The organism is Acidovorax sp. A1169, assembly GCF_030704685.1.
Taxonomy (GTDB): domain Bacteria; phylum Pseudomonadota; class Gammaproteobacteria; order Burkholderiales; family Burkholderiaceae_C; genus Acidovorax.
In genome coordinates this window covers 14,941-31,871 of sequence record NZ_JAUZDX010000021.1, presented here as the reverse complement: position 1 = coordinate 31,871, position 16,931 = coordinate 14,941, and the positions used below count along the sequence as shown (strand labels likewise).

Annotated in this window: 16 protein-coding genes; 9 read left to right on the top strand and 7 right to left on the bottom strand. The window is 68.5% G+C overall.

Features of this window, described 5'->3' with window-relative positions; translation table 11 throughout:
- Nucleotides 1-6: 6 nt before the first annotated feature.
- The gene (locus QYL93_RS25820; protein ID WP_305746352.1) at nucleotides 7-519 is read right to left on the bottom strand and encodes a GNAT family N-acetyltransferase; all 513 of its coding nucleotides are present in this window, start codon (nucleotides 517-519) and stop codon (nucleotides 7-9) included.
- A gap of 239 nt (nucleotides 520-758) precedes the next feature.
- On the opposite strand from QYL93_RS25820, the gene QYL93_RS25815 reads away from it, so the two are divergent.
- Nucleotides 759-1,649: a chromate resistance protein ChrB domain-containing protein gene (locus QYL93_RS25815; RefSeq protein WP_305746351.1), complete on the top strand. Its 891-nt coding sequence runs from the start codon at nucleotides 759-761 to the stop codon at nucleotides 1,647-1,649.
- 14 nt (nucleotides 1,650-1,663) lie between these two features.
- Nucleotides 1,664-3,046 carry a chromate efflux transporter gene (gene chrA / locus QYL93_RS25810; RefSeq protein ID WP_370877040.1) on the top strand — a complete coding sequence of 461 codons (1,383 nt, stop codon included), beginning with the start codon at nucleotides 1,664-1,666 and terminating at the stop codon, nucleotides 3,044-3,046.
- Nucleotides 3,047-3,065: 19 nt separating this feature from the next.
- Here the strand turns inward: chrA and QYL93_RS25805 are convergent, their stop codons facing one another.
- A complete protein-coding gene (locus tag QYL93_RS25805) occupies nucleotides 3,066-3,950 on the bottom strand; it encodes a LysR family transcriptional regulator (protein WP_305746350.1) in 885 nt (294 codons plus the stop codon).
- 239 nt (nucleotides 3,951-4,189) lie between these two features.
- Here QYL93_RS25805 and QYL93_RS25800 point away from each other — a divergent pair, with 239 nt between their 5' ends.
- Together QYL93_RS25800 and QYL93_RS25795 are read left to right on the top strand one after the other, a co-directional pair.
- Nucleotides 4,190-5,185, top strand: coding sequence for a tripartite tricarboxylate transporter substrate binding protein (locus QYL93_RS25800; protein WP_305746349.1), 996 nt, complete (start codon nucleotides 4,190-4,192; stop codon nucleotides 5,183-5,185).
- The gene (locus tag QYL93_RS25795; protein WP_305746348.1) at nucleotides 5,185-6,369 is read left to right on the top strand and encodes a M20 aminoacylase family protein; all 1,185 of its coding nucleotides are present in this window, start codon (nucleotides 5,185-5,187) and stop codon (nucleotides 6,367-6,369) included. The genes QYL93_RS25800 and QYL93_RS25795 overlap by 1 nt, the downstream gene beginning before the upstream one ends.
- Here QYL93_RS25795 and QYL93_RS25790 read toward each other — a convergent pair.
- A complete protein-coding gene (locus QYL93_RS25790) occupies nucleotides 6,356-7,399 on the bottom strand; it encodes a phenylacetaldoxime dehydratase family protein (RefSeq protein WP_305746347.1) in 1,044 nt (347 codons plus the stop codon). The genes QYL93_RS25795 and QYL93_RS25790 overlap by 14 nt on opposite strands.
- A 26-nt stretch (nucleotides 7,400-7,425) precedes the next feature.
- On the bottom strand, nucleotides 7,426-8,454 hold the full coding sequence (locus QYL93_RS25785; protein ID WP_305746346.1) for a carbon-nitrogen hydrolase family protein: 1,029 nt from the start codon (nucleotides 8,452-8,454) through the stop codon (nucleotides 7,426-7,428).
- A gap of 283 nt (nucleotides 8,455-8,737) precedes the next feature.
- Between QYL93_RS25785 and QYL93_RS25780 the strand changes: the two genes are divergently transcribed.
- Nucleotides 8,738-9,703: a helix-turn-helix domain-containing protein gene (locus tag QYL93_RS25780; RefSeq protein ID WP_305746345.1), complete on the top strand. Its 966-nt coding sequence runs from the start codon at nucleotides 8,738-8,740 to the stop codon at nucleotides 9,701-9,703.
- A 20-nt stretch (nucleotides 9,704-9,723) separates the two neighbouring features.
- Nucleotides 9,724-10,515: a GNAT family N-acetyltransferase gene (locus QYL93_RS25775; RefSeq protein ID WP_305746344.1), complete on the top strand. Its 792-nt coding sequence runs from the start codon at nucleotides 9,724-9,726 to the stop codon at nucleotides 10,513-10,515.
- Here the strand turns inward: QYL93_RS25775 and QYL93_RS25770 are convergent.
- Both QYL93_RS25770 and QYL93_RS25765 read right to left on the bottom strand, forming a co-directional pair.
- Nucleotides 10,504-11,103: a hypothetical protein gene (locus QYL93_RS25770; RefSeq protein WP_305746343.1), complete on the bottom strand. Its 600-nt coding sequence runs from the start codon at nucleotides 11,101-11,103 to the stop codon at nucleotides 10,504-10,506. The genes QYL93_RS25775 and QYL93_RS25770 overlap by 12 nt on opposite strands.
- An 11-nt stretch (nucleotides 11,104-11,114) precedes the next feature.
- Nucleotides 11,115-11,774, bottom strand: coding sequence for a DUF1003 domain-containing protein (locus QYL93_RS25765; protein ID WP_305746342.1), 660 nt, complete (start codon nucleotides 11,772-11,774; stop codon nucleotides 11,115-11,117).
- Nucleotides 11,775-12,214: 440 nt separating this feature from the next.
- Here QYL93_RS25765 and QYL93_RS25760 point away from each other — a divergent pair, with 440 nt between their 5' ends.
- Together QYL93_RS25760 and QYL93_RS25755 are read left to right on the top strand one after the other, a co-directional pair.
- Nucleotides 12,215-12,901: a lipocalin family protein gene (locus QYL93_RS25760; RefSeq protein ID WP_305746341.1), complete on the top strand. Its 687-nt coding sequence runs from the start codon at nucleotides 12,215-12,217 to the stop codon at nucleotides 12,899-12,901.
- Between the two features lie 30 nt (nucleotides 12,902-12,931).
- On the top strand, nucleotides 12,932-13,294 hold the full coding sequence (locus QYL93_RS25755; RefSeq protein ID WP_305746340.1) for a FlxA-like family protein: 363 nt from the start codon (nucleotides 12,932-12,934) through the stop codon (nucleotides 13,292-13,294).
- A gap of 4 nt (nucleotides 13,295-13,298) precedes the next feature.
- On the opposite strand, the gene QYL93_RS25750 is transcribed toward QYL93_RS25755, so the two are convergent.
- A complete protein-coding gene (locus QYL93_RS25750) occupies nucleotides 13,299-15,152 on the bottom strand; it encodes a sigma-54-dependent Fis family transcriptional regulator (protein ID WP_305746339.1) in 1,854 nt (617 codons plus the stop codon).
- Nucleotides 15,153-15,419: 267 nt separating this feature from the next.
- Here QYL93_RS25750 and QYL93_RS25745 point away from each other — a divergent pair, with 267 nt between their 5' ends.
- Nucleotides 15,420-16,895 (top strand): benzaldehyde dehydrogenase, encoded by a 1,476-nt coding sequence (locus QYL93_RS25745; RefSeq protein ID WP_305746338.1) that lies wholly within the window; start codon nucleotides 15,420-15,422, stop codon nucleotides 16,893-16,895.
- Nucleotides 16,896-16,931: the final 36 nt, after the last annotated feature.

The window sequence follows — 16,931 nt, the reverse complement described above, 5'->3', positions numbered from 1 at the left end:
GTCCGGTCAGGAGGCCACCGCCAGCTCATACCGCGCCAACGCCCAGTTCCCCTTGGGCACCTCGCTGTGCAGCACGAACCCGAAGCGCTCATAGATCGTGCGCAACGCCTTGCGGTCCGCCACGCAGTCCAGCCGCAAATGCGAAAGCTGTAGTGCCCGAGCCCGCTCGCGCGCGAAGTCGAGCAGTGCAGTGGATACGCCCTGCCCCGCCCAGGCCCGGCGCACCGCAAGCTTGTGCACGAAGGCCGAGGTACCCGGCGCTATCTCCGGCCAGTAGTGCGGATCATCGAGCTCAAAGCGCATCACGCCAGCCAGCTGCGCCCCGTCGGCTTCGCCGGCAAGCACCATGAAGTAGGCCCCCGCACTGATCTGGCGCAGCACGCGCTCGTGCCCCACTTCTTCGGCACCCCACAGAGGGCGGCCAGCATTGGCGAGCCACTGGGCCACGTCCTGCAACAGGGTGACGACGGCGGGCACGTCGGCGAGAGTGGCTTGTTCGATACGCAACGGTGCTGGCATGGTTGAACCGGTAGGCTGGGTCGGCAAAGGGAGCGATATCTTAGCCACCGCCCACCTGCGCCGCTCGCATACTACATAAACGCCGCAGCGTGCATGCGCGGGCGCATGCGAGAAGGAAGCCACACAAGCCGCGCCACCAACTCCTGCTAAGATTTGCCCATCGGGAACCCAGCCTCCCGAATCCTCACGGATAGATGGTGTCCCATCCAAGCGCTGATCACTCTTTGCTGGAGTCATCCGTGGACACCTCTATGGGCAACGCCCTTCCCCTTTCCGTTCCTCCCCAGGACCTCGCTGCCCGCATCGGCACGCCCGGGGCCCCTCTCATCCTGGATGTGCGCCGGCAGTCCCGCTTTGCGCAGAGCACGCACCTGCTGGCCACCGCGCGGCACTGCACACCCGAAGACATCGCCGCCCTGGCCGCCAGCGCCCCGCCCTGCGAGGCCGTCGTGTACTGCGTGTATGGCCACGCCGTGAGCCAGGAGGCAGCGGGCGTGCTGCGGCAGGCGGGCTGGAATGCCCGCTTCCTGGCGGGAGGGTTCGAGGGGGGCGAGCCCGGCGTCGACACGCCCGAGGACCTGGCCCGCTGGCGCGCCATGCGGCCCCTGGGGCTGCGCAAGCGGCCCGACCTGGGCGTGGATGGCACGGCTGCATCGCGCTGGATCACGCGCGCACGGCCCAAGATCGACCGCATTGCCTGCCCCTGGCTGGTGCGCCGCTTCATCGACCCGCGAGCGGAGTTCTTCTATGTGGAAGCGGCCCAGGTGCTGCCCGAGGCGCAGCGGCTGGGCGCCGTGGCCTATGACATCCCTGGCGCGCCCATCACGCACGAAGGCGCGCTGTGCAGCTTCGATGCGCTGCTCGCAGCCTTCGACCTGCAGGCCGACCCGGCACTCGCCGCGCTGGCCCTCATCGTGCGCGGCGCCGACACCGACCAGTTGCCACTGGCGCCGCAGGCGGCGGGCCTGCTGGCAGTATCGCTCGGCCTCTCGCAGCTGCATGCCGGCGACGACCTGGGCATGCTCGCGGCGGCCATGCCCGTGTACGACGCGCTCTACGCCTGGCGCCGCCAGGGGGTGGCAGGGCCGCAGGAAAACCACCGCTGGGCGCCCGAAGGTGTGCCAGCATGACTGATGTGAATGAAATGACCGACACGAACAACGTGGCCACGATGGCCGACAAGGGCGGCGGCGCCGCCGCCGATGCCCGCCCCGCCGACGTGAGTTTCGCCCAGGGCCTGTGGTTCTGGCTCAAGCTCGGCTGCATCAGCTTTGGCGGGCCGGCAGGGCAGATCGCGATCATGCACACCGAGCTGGTGGAGCGGCGCCGCTGGATCAGCGAAAAGCGCTTTCTGCATGCGCTCAACTACTGCATGGTGCTGCCCGGCCCCGAGGCGCAGCAGCTGGCCACCTACATCGGCTGGCTGATGCACCGCACACGCGGCGCTCTGGTGGCGGGCGGGCTGTTCGTGCTGCCCTCGCTGGTGCTGCTGGTGCTGCTGTCGTGGGTGTACATCGCGTACGGGCACCTGCCCGTGGTGGAAGGCATCTTCTACGGCATCAAGCCCGCGGTGACGGCGCTGGTACTGCATGCGGCGCACCGCATCGGCACACGCGCGCTTAAGAACCGCTGGCTCTGGGGCATCGCAGCGGCGGCCTTCGTGGCCATCATGGCGTTCAGCGTGCCCTTCCCGGCCATCGTGCTCGCGGCCGCGCTCGCCGGGCATGTGGCCGGGCAGCGCTGGCCGCAGCTGTTCACGGCCGGCGGCCACGGCAGCGCCCAGCGGGGCTATGGGCCCGCGCTGATCGACGACGACACCCCCACACCGGCCCACGCGCTGTTCAGCCGCAAGCGCCTGGCCCAGGTGCTGGCCGTGGGCGGCGGCCTGTGGCTGGCGGCCATGGGGGTGCTGGTGGCGCTGGTGGGCTGGGAGGGCACGCTCACGCAGATGGGCTGGTTCTTCACCAAGGCGGCGCTGCTGACCTTTGGCGGGGCCTATGCCGTGCTGCCCTACGTGTACCAGGGTGCGGTGGAGCACTACCAGTGGCTCGATGCCGGGCAGATGATCGATGGCCTGGCGCTGGGCGAGACCACGCCGGGCCCGCTGATCATGGTGGTGGCTTTCGTGGGCTTTCTCGGCGGCTGGCTGCACAACGTGCTCGGGCCCGATGCGGCCTTCTGGTCCGGCGCGCTGGCAGCGTCGGTGGTGACCTTCTTCACCTTTCTGCCATCGTTCGTGTTCATCCTGGCGGGCGGGCCGCTGATAGAGACCACGCACAACCAGTTGCGCTTCACCGCGCCGCTCACGGCCATCACGGCGGCCGTGGTTGGCGTGATCCTGAACCTGGCACTATTCTTCGCGTACCACGTGTGGTGGCCGCGGGGCTTCGCGGGAGGGGTAGACGTCGCGTCAGTCGCCATCACGCTGCTGGCGGGGGTGGCGCTGTTCCGCTTCAAGCTGGGGGTGCTGCCCTTGCTGGCCGGCTGTGCGTTGGCCGGACTGGCTTTGCGCATGCTGGGCGGATAGCAGGCCAGCGCGCTGCAGCTCAATCGCGCAGCAGCTCTTCAACCAGCGTACGCACGATGGGCATGGCCGGTGCTTCGGTACGGCCAGCCAGCGTGACCAGGCCAAACAGCGCGGTGGCGCTCTGCTCGGGCACCATGGGCAGCTCCACCAGGTCGGGCGCGGCGGCGCGCACAGCCAGCAAAATGGCGTCGCTCTTGCGCACCACCTCGACCAGGCTGGGTATCTCCTCGCAGCGCAGGGTCACGCACGATGCGGGGTGGGCCCCGGGGCCGTAGCTTTCCATCAGCCGGCGTGCCACCTCGTCGCTGAGCGGGGTAGCAGCGATGGGGTAGTCCTTGAGCATCTCGAAGCGCACGCCGCCGCGCTTGCGCAGCAGCGGGTGGCCCCGCCGGCACATGAAGGAGCCACGCAGCTCGCAGACCAGCTCGGTGCGCAGGTCGGTGGCAGGCTGCAACGAGCGGGCGTCGATCACCAGGGCATCGAGCTGGCGGTCGCGCAGGGCCTGCACCAGGCGGTCGGTGCTGCCGCGCGAGATTTCCAGCGTGAGCTGCGGATGGCGAGTGGCCACCTGCATGAGCAGCGGCGTCATCAGCAACGCGCCTGGGCCCGAGCCCAGGCCGATGCGAATGGCGCCGCCCTCACCCTGCTGCATGCACTGGCCCAGGGCACGCAGCTCGGCGGCATCGTCCACCAAGTGCTGCGCGCGCTGCAGCACCTGACGGCCAAAGGGCGTGAGCTCGCTGCGCCGGCCGATGCGGTCGAACAGCGGCAGGCCCAGTTCGTCCTCGATGGCGCGGATGCTGCGGCTGAGCGCGGGCTGCGTGAGGTGCATGGCCTCGGCCGACTTGCTGAACGAGCCGGTCTGCGCCAGCGAGATGAAGTGCCGAAGCTGCACCAAAGTCATCGCAATTTGCCCCTTTCTGGTGCGTGATAGTCGAATAACTTCAACTCATGCTAACCCACTTTGCAATGCATTGGACGCGCAGATAGGCCAATCCTAAGATGGCCCGACTGACCTGTAAAGCGCGCCCCCAAAGAGCCGCGTGGCGAGGCCAGAGGGTGTCGAAGAAACGCAAGCCATGGCTGCATGGCCGCTTACCAATTTTTCCGCAAGGGATCGAAATGAACCACACAACGATTGCGATGAAACGCCTGCTCGCCACACTGACCGGGCTCACAGGCCTGGTGCTCGGCGCCAGCCCCCTGGCCGCGCTGGCCCAGGCACCCAATGCCTACCCCGCCAAGCCGGTGAGCCTGATGGTGCCCTACCCTGCGGGCGGCCCGTCCGACGCGATGGCCCGCATTCTCAACACCCCCATGACCCGCGAGCTGGGCCAGCAGGTGATCGTGGAGAACCTGGGTGGCGCCGCCGGCGCCATGGCCGCGCAGAAGGTGCTGGCCGCGCCGGCCGACGGGTACTACATCTTTCAGGGCTCGCCCAACGAGGCCATTCTGGCGCCGCTGGCCAATGCCGCGGTGAAGCTGCGCACGGAGGACTTTCGCCTGGTGCACCCGGTGTCCGACGCGGCCATGGTCTTCGTGACGCGCAAGGACCTGGGCGTGAACAGCGTGGACGAGCTGATAGCGCTGGCGCGCACGCCGGGCAAGGACCCGCTGAGCTACGGCAGCGTGGGCATAGGCTCGCTGTACCACCTGATCCTGGAGAAGGTGCAGCAGACCACGCACACCACCATGCAGCACATCCCCTACAAGGGCAATGCGCCGCTGCTGCAGGACCTTGGGGGCGGCCAGCTCGACTTTGCGGTGCTGGTCTACAGCTCGGCGATGGGCGCCATGGCGGACCAGGGGCGGCTGAAGATCATCGGCCAACTGGGCGCACAGCGCTCGGAGATGCTCAAGAACATTCCCACGGTGGGCGAGGGCAAGGCCCTGCCCAACTTCTCGTACAAGATCTGGACCGGCTTCATGGTGCCCAAGAAGACGCCCGAGCCCGTGGTGCAGCGCCTGCACCAGGCCATTGGCCGCGCGCTCAAGGACCCGACCGTGCACACCCAGCTCGCAGCGCAGTCCATGGTGGCATCGCCCGCGATGACGCTGGCAGAGTCCACCGCCTTCTTCGAGAGCGAAACGGCCCGCTACCGCCAGATCGCCCGCTCCATCAACCTGCAGCCGCAATGATGATGAAGATGTTGCATAGCGCATTGTTCGACACCCTGCAGGAGCGCGCCAGCGAGTTCATCGCCCTGCGCCGCGACATCCACCGCCACCCGGAGTTGGCGTTCGAGGAGCAGCGCACGGCAGAGCTGGTCGCCGAGCGGCTGGAGCGCTGGGGCTATGCGGTGGAGCGCGGCATCGGCGGCACCGGTGTGGTTGGCAAGCTGGTGCGCGGCCCCGGCCCGCGCCTGGGCCTGCGCGCCGACATGGACGCCCTGCCCATCACCGAGGCCACGGGCGCCGCCTGGAGCAGCGCCCACCCGGGCGTGATGCACGCCTGCGGGCACGACGGCCACACCGCCATGCTGATGGCGGCGGCCTGGTACCTGGCCGAGCACGGCCAGTTCAGCGGCACGCTGAACCTGATCTTCCAGCCCGCCGAAGAAGGCGGCGGCGGCGCGCTGCGCATGATGGCCGACGGCCTGTTCGAGCGCTACCCCTGCGATGCCGTGTTTGCCATGCACAACATGCCCGGTGTAGAACAGGGCCACCTGCTGCTGCGCGAGGGGCCGGCCATGGCGTCGAGCGACTACGCCACCATCACCCTGGAAGGCGTGGGCGGCCACGGCGCCATGCCGCACGCGGCCATCGACCCCGTGGTGGCAGCAGCCAGCCTGGTGATGGGGCTGCAGACCATCGTCTCGCGCAATGTGGACCCGCAGCAGATGGCCGTGGTCACGGTGGGCGCTCTGCACGCCGGCCAGGCCAACAACGTGATCCCGGCCAGCGCGGTGCTGGAGATCAGCGTGCGCGCCATGGACAGCGGCGTGCGCACGCTGCTGGAGCAGCGCATCCGCGCACTGGTGGACGCCACCGCCACGGGCTACGGCGTGGTGGCCCACCTCGACTGGCGGCCCGGCTACGCCGTGCTGGTAAACACCCCCGCAGAGACCGCCCTGGCGCGCCAGGTGGCGCTGGACCTGGTGGGCCCGGAGCGCGTGACCCTGCAGGCAGCGGCCCTGCCGGCCAGCGAGGACTTTGCCTTCATGCTGGAGAAGGTGCCGGGCTCCTACCTGCAGATCGGCAACGGCAATGCCCCCGGCGGCTGCATGGTGCACCACCCGGGGTACGACTTCCATGATGGCAACATCGTGGTGGGGGGCGCCTACTGGGTACGGCTGGCCGAGACCTTTCTCAAGCCGCAGTGACAGCCCCCAGCATGCCCGTGCGCGGGTGGCAGTTGAAGTATTCGAAATACTGCTCTGCCGCCGTGGCCACCGTGACCTCGTGGTACAGCTTGAGCTGCGCCGCCGAGCCCATGGTGCCCAGGTACTTCATGGCCGCGCCGAAGATGGCCACGTGCGTGGGGTGCGACTCGGCCCAGCGCTCCAATGACGCGAGACTGCGCCACCAGCCCATGCCGAAGCTCTTGTCCATGGGCTTGCCCGCCGCGTCCACCACGCTCATGTAGCGGTTGGCATAGCAATCCACCTGGAGCCCCTGGTCCTGCAGAAAATCCATACCGGCGCGCAGCACGGGCTCGACCTCCTCGGTGTACATGCGCCGCTCGTCGCCCTGGGTGCCGGTCCAGTCCTGGCCGGAGCGGATGAGGCACAGGTTCTCGTGCGGCAGCACGCGCTGGTGCAGTCCCTCGGTGACGATCTTCGGCGCACCGGCGGGCTCCATGCCACTGGTCTGCGACAGGGCCAGGCGGTCGCGCATGCCGCCCCAGTAGGCATGCTCCTGGATGGGTTCGCCCAGGCCGCTGGCAACGCCGGCCACACCCTCGATCACATCGCCCGAAAACAGCGTCTCGAAGCGGTCCGCCGCAGGCTGCAGCACCTCGGTGAACAAGCCCAGCCCGGGGTCGGAAAACGCGCCGGATGCCCAGCGCCCGCCGTGCTCGGCAAACCAGGCCGCGTAGGCGGCCGGGTCGTCCCAGTAGCCGATGGTGATGGTGTTGAGGTAGCCCGCCTGGTCCACGCACTGCGCGCGGTCCCAGTGGCCCGGGCCGTTGGCCCCGGCAAAGGCCTCGGCGATGCAGTGCAGCGCCCGGGTGGCCAATGCCGGCGCCGGTGCGTCGGCCCGGTGCTGGATGCCAAAGTAGCCCATGACCACGCGCGTGACTTCCGCGCGGTAGCGCGCGACCGTTGCGGGGTATGGCGGCACGTAGTCGTCGGGCACGCGGCGGTGGCGCAGGCGCGGGCATTGCAGGTGGGTGGGGATGGCGGATTCCATGGCGCGGCTCCTCGGTGCGGGCGGGCTTACTCGGCCAGGGCGACGATCGCGGGCTCTGCGCTGGCTTCGTTGGCGGCGGACACCATGCCGGCAGGCAGTTGCGAGACCACACGGTCGCCCGGCGTCTGGTTGAGCAGCAGCCGCGTGACGTCGGGCCGCGCATAGTGGCCGGCAGGGTCGGCGGCGGTCTTGGCCAGGGAGATCGTGCCCAGGTCGATATCGGCAATCACCAGGCCTTCTTCCTTCTCGCCCAGCGGTGTGCCCAGCGATACGCCGTCAGGGCCGTAGATGCGCGCAAAACCGCCGCCTTCGAGCAACAATTGGCGCTGCAGATCGTCGGTGCAGAGCATGGCGTGCATCTCTTTCGACACGGTGGCACACGGCGCGACGACGAAGCAGCCGCCTTCGACCGCATAGATCTGGCTTGCGGCATTGTTGACCTCGGCACCCAGGGCGTTGGCCGCACCCCGGTACAAAGAGAAGCTGGGCCAGGCGCCGATGTGGATCTGCTCGTTCTGCGCGTACATGGCGTACTTGCTCAAGGGCTGCAGGTGCTCCCAGCAGGCGAGCATGCCGACGTTGCCGATGGCGGTCGGCATGACCGCCAGGTCGCTGCCGTCGCCTTCGCCGAACACGGTGCGCTCCACATGCGTGGGCTTGAGCTTGCGCCGCGTCTTGACCACGCGGCCCTGGTCGTCAAACAGGGCCTGGGCGATGTAGAGGCTGCCGCCCGCGCGCTCGCTGTAGCCGGTGGACATCCAGATGCCGATGTCGCGCGCGGCCTGCGCCAGGCGCTGGAACTCGGCCAAGCCGACCACCAGCGAGTTGTCGTTGTAGCGCTGCACGTACTGCATGCCCATGGCGGGCGAGTTGAGCCAGATCCACCAGGGGTAGCCGGGGATCCAGGTCTCCGGGAAGGCCACGAGCTGCGCGCCCTGCTTGGCCGCCTCCTTCATCAGCGCAATGGTCTTGTCGATGGTGGCATCGAGGTCGAGGAACACGGGCGCAGCCTGGACGGCGGCAACGCGCAGCTTGGGGTGGAGGGTGGCGGGCATGGGGCGGGTCCTGTAGGTCAAGGTGAGGGGTTGGGCCGCGCGGGCAGTGCCTGCTGCGGTACCTGAATGCTCGGGCCGAAGCCGCGCGCCGTCTTGCCTGTGGGTCTCGCGGCTCTTGCCGCAAAGCCACGCGGACGGCGACTTGACTGAAAGTCTCCCCAGGCTTGATCCAGACTCGCCACCTGGGGTTAACCGGCATAGGCCTTGCTTGAAGAATGGGCGCGCCCGGAGGATGATGGGTGCTTCCGCTCCCTTCCTCCCCATGCCCGCTTGAGACCCCGCCATGAGCCAACTCTTGAGTACCGACCCCATTGCCCCGCGCGACCGGCTGGCCTACTGGACCGACATGATCTGCACCACCTACGTGCAGCTCGAATGCGATGCGCCGCGTGGCGACCGCTTCGGCGGCTCCATCCAGAGCCACCACCTGCCGGGGCTGGACCTGTCGGTGGTGCGCTCCTGCGCACAGCGCGTGGTGCGCACGCCGAGCTTCATCTCACGCGCCACGGACGACTGCTTCATCGTGAGCCTGCAGACCAAGGGCCACGGCGTCATCTCCCAGGACGGGCGCGACGCGGCCGTGGCGCCCGGCGACTTTGCGCTGTACGACAGCACGCGGCCCTACACCCTGCAGTTCAGCGAGGACTTCGAGGAGATCGTGCTCAAGCTGCGCGGCGAGCAGTTGCGCGCGCTGGTGGCGGGCACCGAGCAGTTGACAGCAACCACCGTCTCGGGCCGCAGCGGGGCTGGGCACCTGATGGCCAGCATGGTCACCGCCTTGCGCGGAGAGGTGGACACCCTGCCCGCCGCCTCGGCCGCTGCCGTGGCCAGCGGCGTCATCAGCGTGCTGGTAGCCGGCCTGCAGTCGCTGCCCGCCTGCAGCCGGGCCGAGCCCTCGACCATGGGTGCCTACCATGTGGCGCGCATCAAGCGGCATATCGACAGCCGGCTGCGCGACCCGGCGCTGACCATCGAATCCGTGGCCACCGACCTGGGCATGTCCAGCGGCCACCTGCACCGCCTGTTCAAGGCCGAGCCGCAGTCACCCTCGCACTACCTCTGGGGCCAGCGCCTGGATGGCGCGAGCCGCGAGCTGCTGGATGCACGCCGCACGAAGACCTCGGTGGCGGAAATCGCGTTCGGCTGGGGCTTCAACGACGCGGCGCATTTCAGCCGGGCGTTCAAGGAGCGCTTTGGGCAATCGCCGCGGGGGTGGCGGGCACAGGGGCTGGCTGAAATCAGGGGCTGAGCGTTGGCACAATCGGCCCCATGCATGAACTGAATGCGAAAGACTTCTGCACGCTGACGCCGCTGCTCGAAGGGCCCCACGTGGGCACCGAGATCATGGGCGCCGTGCTGTCGGGCCACACCCGGGGCCGCATCTTTGTCCCGAAAGACGGGGACCTGCGCGCCGCCTTTGTCTACGACAACGGCTTTTGCGTGCTGGCGGGTGCCCTACCCGACGCGCGGTTTGCTGCGGCCTGCCTGGACTGGTTGCAGGGGCCTACCGGCCAGGACTTCTTCATCCTTTACCCGAGCCACGCCGGCTGGGAGCCGGTGCTCGACTCGTGCCAGGCGCCCGCCGTGCAAAAGCTGCCGCGCGTGGGCTTTTCGTTCGACCGTAGCCGCTTTGCGGCGCAGCACACCAAGCATGCCTTGCCGCCAGGCCACCGCCTGGTGCCCATGGATGCCGCGTTGCTGCGGCTGTTGGCCGAGGGCCCCTACCCCTTCGCGGCGGGCATGTGGGCCTCCAACGCGCAGTTCGAACGCGAGGGCATCGGCTTTTGCGTGCTCCATGAAGGGCGGGTGGCCAGCCTGTGCTACTCGGTGTTCGTGAAGGGGGCGCGGCACGACGTCGACATCGGCACCTTGGACGGTTACCGGCGGCGGGGCCTGGCCAGGGCGGTGGCCACGGCCTTCATCGATGAGTGCCTGCGGCGCGAGCTGGAGCCGGGGTGGGACTGCTTTCGGGGCAATCGGGCGTCGTATGAGCTGGCCCAGGCCCTTGGGTTCGAACCGGTCCATGAATTCGCGGTCTACGCCCGGGGGCTAGACGGTTGATTGCAGCCCCACCAGATGCAGTTCGGCAAACGGCATGTGGTGCATCAGCTCGCGCAGCAGCAGCAAGGTGGTGGCGAACTCAACGCTCTCGGGCAGGCCCTCGCTGGCAGCCGGCCGGCCTTCGGAGACGGCGGCCAAGCGCTGGAACAGGCGCTCCATGGCCTCCAGCGTGAGCAGCATGGCGGGTGCACGCGGCACGCCGGCCAGCTCAGCCAGAGCCACCAGATGCGCGTCGGTGGACCACCAGGCCATACCCGACGGATTGCCCTGCGCAGCGTACAGCCGGTGGGCCAGGTAGACCTCGTCTTCGACGCTGGCGATGGCATTCTCCAGCTCCAGCGGGGTGGGCACGTCGCGCCGGAAAAAGGCCCGGGCGGTCCGGTGGGTGCCCAGGGCCAGGGTGATCGCGGCACCATTCGGGGCAGCGCCTGCGGCGTCCACCGGCACGATCAGCGTGCGCTCCGGCCCCACGTACAGCAGCGTGAGAGGCCGCCCGGGCTCGGAGTGGGTCTGCAGCAGTTGCAGGTCGCGAGCCGTGTCGGGGGCTGTGGCGCCATCGGTGGCAGGAAGCGGGTAGCGAGCGAACATGGCGTGGTCCATCACCCTTGGCGCGCACCGCCCTCACCGCTGCCGCCATAGCTGCTGCCGGGCCCGCCAGACTGCTGGGTGCCCGGCTGGTCGGCCTGCTGCTGGGTGCGGGCCACGGCGGGCATGTAGTGCATGCGGTGGTGCATCTCCACCGTCAAGGCCTCGATGCGTTCGCTGAGCTTGCGGGTCATCTCGGTCAGGCGCGTGTTCTGCTCAAGCAGGTCGAGCAACTGGGCGGTGTTCTGGGTGGCGATCGCCTGGCGCTGCTCGGTGGCCCGTGCCAGGTCTTCGCGGTGCTGGGCATCGGCATCGGCAAGCGCCTTGTCGCGCTCGGCCTGGCGCGTCTGCGCCAGCAATATCAGGGGCGCTGCGTAGGCCGCCTGCAGGCTGAACGCCAGATTGAGCAAGATGAAGGGGTAGGCATCGAATTGGGCCACGCCCGTCATGTTGGCGATGATCCATACTGCGACAAACGCGGTCTGCGCGGCCAGGAATTTGGGGGTACCGAACACGCGGGCAAAGGCTTCGGCGTTGCGCGCGAAGCCGTCGTTGCCGAAGGCCGGGGACAGATGCTCATGCTTGCGCAGAAACCGCAAGTGATCGACCACGGGGGGCGAATCCTTGGCAGGGGCTGTAGGCGCTGTGCCGGGGGCGGTAGATGTTGTCGTCATGCGAAGGACCTCGTGCAAGCGGGGGAACAGAACTGGGCGCGCCAGGCGGCACAGGGTTGGTGCCACTCTACCCTGCAGTGCCCTTCCCCCAGGGAGCCTTCAATTTCTGTGCCAGCAGGCGCGGGGATTGCGCGGGCAGTACGGCCGCCCCACTCCTGCCGCCAAACCGTGACTTTTGTGGCAATAACGCAGGCGGACTTCCAGCCCACCCACCTGCAACGGCGCCGCCCCATGGTGTGATGCGCGGCGGTGACCAGGGGGCGCTGCGCAGCATGGCCGCGCAGCCCCCTTGCCGCCGACAGGGGATGCCAGCGGGCGCCTACACGCGGCGGCTAGCAACCTCACTACATTGACCACACCGCCGCAGAACAGGCAGCGCCCGCCCCAATGGCCGGCCCATGCAAAGGACTGCGACGAACCCCTCAGCCAGGGACAACACCATGACTGACACGATTGAACTGCGAGCCATGCGAGACACTCCAGCACAACATCCACAGCACGCCGCCACCGCTGCCCGCACCGGTGCGGCGCTCTCTTCCGGCCGCCGCTTCCTGCCCAACACCATTGGCGTGCTGGCACTGGGGGCGGTGCTGTTCTTCACGGCCTGCTCCACGCACCCTCCCGCCGGTATTGAGCCGGTGGCGGGCTTCGACGCGCAGCGCTACGCAGGCCAGTGGTACGAGGTGGCCCGGCTGGACCATTCGTTCGAGCGCGGCCTGCAGCAGACCACGGCCAACTACGTTCCCAACCCCGACGGCACCATCAAGGTGATCAACCGCGGTTTCGACCCCGGTCGGGACCGCTGGAAAGAGGCCGAGGGCAAGGCCCGCTTTGCCGGCGAGTCTGACAAGGGCGCCCTCAAGGTTTCGTTCTTCGGTCCCTTCTACGGCGGCTACAACGTGGTGGCTCTGGACCCGGACTACCAGTGGTCCATGGTGGTCGGCTCGAACCGCGGCTACTTCTGGATCTTGTCGCGCACCAAGACGCTGCCGCCCGGCGTGCGCGAGCAGTTGCTGGTAAAGGCCCAGTCGCTGGGGGTGGCGGTGGACAAGGTGCTGTGGGTGGCGCAGGATGGCCCGGCTCCCCCAGTCGCACCGAAGGTGCTGAAGAACCCCACGCCGCACTAAAGTTCCGTGCTGACTGGCCGATAAGGGAGAATGCAAGTCTCCTCCTCATCGTCTGCCGGCAAGGTGCCTTCTTCCAGCGGCGGCGGCGGCGGCGAGATCGCCAAGCTGCAAAAGCAGCTGCAGTCCCTGACCGAAGAGCTCAGGAACCTGGCCACGCCCGACATGGACGCCAATGCCAGCAAGGCCAAGAAGGAGAAGGTCAAGCTGCTGCAGGCCCAGATCCAGATGGTGCAGGCGCAGATCGCTGCCATCCAGCGTGCGCGCCAGCAAGAACAGCAGGCCGCACAGGCCCAGAAGGCCGAGGTGGCAGCCCAGACCGCACGCGAGCAGCGCGCAAAAACCGAAACCCAGGCCTCCACCAGCCTGGGCAGCCAGCTCGATACCTACGCCTGATCCCTCAGGGTCGACCAGAAGGAATGCCGAATTTGCGCAAGCGGTAGGCCAGCGTGGCGCGGCTGATGCCCAGCAGGCGGGCGGCAGAGGCCACGTTGCCAGCGGCGCTGTGCAGTGCCTGGCGCAGCAGTTGGGCCTCGGCCTGGTGCAGCGGGGCCACCCCGGCCATGGCCGCTGCAGCGGCCTGGGTTGCCGGGGCGTTGCCCCCCGCCCAGGGCATGTGCAGGGTTGCGGTGCTGTCGGCGCCCAACTGCAGGGACATCACGCCGGTGCCGGGCTGCTCGCCACTGCTGAACAGGTGGTGGGGCGCGATGGGTTCGCCATCGTTGACGAGGATCACGCTGCGCTCGATGAGATTCTGCAACTCGCGGATGTTGCCCGGGAAAGGGTAGTTGAACATGGCCTTCACGGCCGCCTGGCTGAAGCCCGGACCCTGGCGCCGGTGCTTGCGCTGGTAGTGCGCGAGAAAGTGGCTCATCAAGAGCGGGATGTCATCGCGCCGGTCGCGCAGCGGCGGCAGGTGGATGGGAAAGACGTTGAGCCGGTAGTACAGGTCTTCGCGAAAAGTGCCCTCGCGCACGGCCTGGCGCAGGTCCACATTGGTGGCGGCCACCACGCGCACGTCCACCGTGATGGTGCGCGTTCCGCCCACCCGCTCGATCTCGCCTTCCTGCAGGGCCCGCAGCAGCTTGCCCTGGGCCACCAGGCTGAGGGTGGCGATCTCGTCCAGGAACAGGGTACCGCCGTGGGCGCGCTCGAACCGCCCGGGCCGCGATGCCCCCGCGCCGGTGTAGGCGCCGCGCTCCACACCAAACAGTTCGGACTCGACCAGTGTCTCGGGGATCGCAGCGCAGTTCAGCGCCACCAGGGGATGGGCCTGGCGCGGGCTGATGCGGTGCAGCATGCTGGCAAACATCTCCTTGCCCACGCCGGACTCGCCGGTGAACAGCACGGTGGCAGCCGTGGGCGCCACGCGCTGCAGCATGTGGCAGGCGGCATTGAAGGCCGATGAGGCGCCCACCATGGTGGCGCCATCGGCGTCAGGAGCCCCTGCCAAGGCCACCGAACCCGGCGAAGCCCCCAGGGTGCCCTTGCGCGATGGCGCCCGGGCCGCAGCGGGCGGGGTGCCCACGAAGTCCTGCGCGTTCAGGTAGAACAGGTCCTGTCCGGGGTCGTCCCAGCGCTCTGCCGACTTGCCGATGACGCGGCAGTGCGCCGAACCCGAGGAGCGGCACTCCACCTCGCGGAACACGATCATGCGGCCAAACAGCGTGCTCACATAGCCCGTGGCATAGCCCACCTGCATCCAGCAGGCCGGAGAGCCCCCCACGCCATAGGCAGCGATGTGCTCGTCGTCCTCGCTGGAGTTGTGCCAGATGAACTCGCCTTCGTAGTCACCGGTCTCGGCATCGTAGCGCGCATGCACCACCTCGACCTGCACCACGCCCTCCAGCGCGTGCAGGCGCGTACCTGCCATGGCGGCGGCCGGGGGATCGGCGTCGGGCCACTGCTGGCGCACCATGCGCGCATCGCGCGCGCCACCGACGTAGCCGGCGCGGGTGAGCAGGCCGCGCGCCTTGTCCAGGCCAATGCTGTCGATCAGCTCGCGCCGCAGCGAGCCCAGGGCCTCGGAGTGCAACAGGATCATGCGCTGGTCCTGCAGCCAGATGCGGCCATCTCCCGGCGAGAAGAACAGGCATTCGCTGATGTCCGCCACCGTGGGATGGGCGTGCTGGCTCACGCCCACGGTGTCAAACCCGCCGAGCGCACCCGGCAGCCCAGGCCCCGGCAATCCTGCGGCCTGGCCGGTGGCGGTGCTGCGGTTCAGGTCGGCCAGGGAGACACGGCGTCTGGGCATGGTGGTTACCAGGAAGTGATCGAAAAGTGATCATTTGAGCAATTTCCATCGCTCAAACTGCTTATTGATATTAACTATTTTTGCGCAAAAAGTCGTCCACTCCGGCCGCTTGATGGCCTAGGGAAAGTCCGTAGCCTCGCCTCTCAAAAAGCAGGTGCCAGAGGCTGCTTTCGGCCGCCTTGCCCACAGGGCTGGTACGCCCATTGCAAATCCCTGTGCAGTCGCCGCCGCAGTGCGCGCCGATTCTTTCAACCAAGGAGCAATGCAATGGGTGTTTCAGAAAAACCAGGCCTGCTGGACAACCGCCTGTGGGCGGGCAAGGCCTTCGACGGCACATGGGCCACGGCGCTCAAGGAAGTGCGCGACGTGCTGGAGCCGGCCACGGGCCAGGTGCTCGGCCGCGTGGGCATTGCCGATGCACAGGACATGCAGGCCGCCATCGGCCTGGCACACCGGGCCCAGCCGGCCTGGGCCGCGCAGGGCCCGCGCGAGCGCGCAGCGGTGTTTCACCGGGCGGCCGCCGTGTTCCAGCAGCACTTTGACGAGCTGGCGCTGGCCATTGCCCGCGAAACCGGGGGCATCCTGGCCAAGGGCCAGCACGAGGTGCGCGAGGCCATCACCCTGTGCCAGCTGGCCGCCGGCCTGCCCATGCAGGCCCAGGGCCAGGTGCTGCCCAGCACCCCGGGCCGCCTGTCGATTGCACGGCGCGTGCCACACGGCGTGGTGGGTGTGATTTCGCCATTCAACTTTCCGCTCATCCTGGGCCTGCGCTCGGTGGCGCCGGCCCTGGCGCTGGGCAATGCCGTGGTGCTCAAGCCGGACACGCGCACCCCCGTGAGCGGTGGCTTCATCATGGCCCGGGTGTTCGAAGAGGCCGGGCTGCCCGCCGGCCTGCTGCAGGTGCTGCCGGGCGACGCGGCGGCCGGCGAGGCGCTGGTGGTGGACGAGCGCGTGCCCATGATCGCCTTCACCGGCTCGCCCGCCGTGGGCCGCTGCATTGGCGCGCTGGCGGGGCAGCACCTCAAGAAGGTGTCGCTGGAGCTGGGCGGCGCCAACAACCTCATCATTCTGGAAGACGCAGACCCCGACGCGGCGGCCAGCGCAGCAGCCTTTGGCGCATGGTTCCACCAGGGCCAGATCTGCATGGCTGCCAACCGCATCCTGGTGCACGAGTCGATTGCCGACGCCATCCTGCAGCGCCTGGTGGGCAAGGCCACGCACCTGCCCGTGGGCGACGGCGCCAGCGGCCAGGTGGCCCTGGGGCCGATGATCGATGCGAAGCAGCTCGAACGCTTTGACCGGGTGATCCACGACAGCATCCAGCAGGGCGCCAGGCTTGAAGCGGGCGGCACCTACCATGGGCTGTGCTACCAGCCCACGGTGCTCTCGGGCGTCAAGCCCGGCATCCGCTCGTTCGACGAAGAACCGTTTGGTCCGGTGGCCAACCTCGTCACCTTCCGCACCGATGACGAGGCCGTGGCCCTGGCCAACACCAGCCAGGGGGGCTTGTCTGCCGCGGTCATCAGCCCCAGCGTGGGCCGCGCCATGGCCATCGGCCAGCGCCTGCGCGCGGGCATGGTCCACATCAACGACCAGACCGTGAACGACGACTGCACCAACCCCTTCGGCGGCCCCGGCCTGGGCGGCAACGGCGGCAGCGTGGGCGGTCCGGCCGACATGGATGAGTACACGCAGTGGCAGTGGATCACCGTCAAGGACGCACCGCCGGCCTTCCCTTTCTGACCAACAAGACGGCAATTGCTTTTCACAAAAAACATC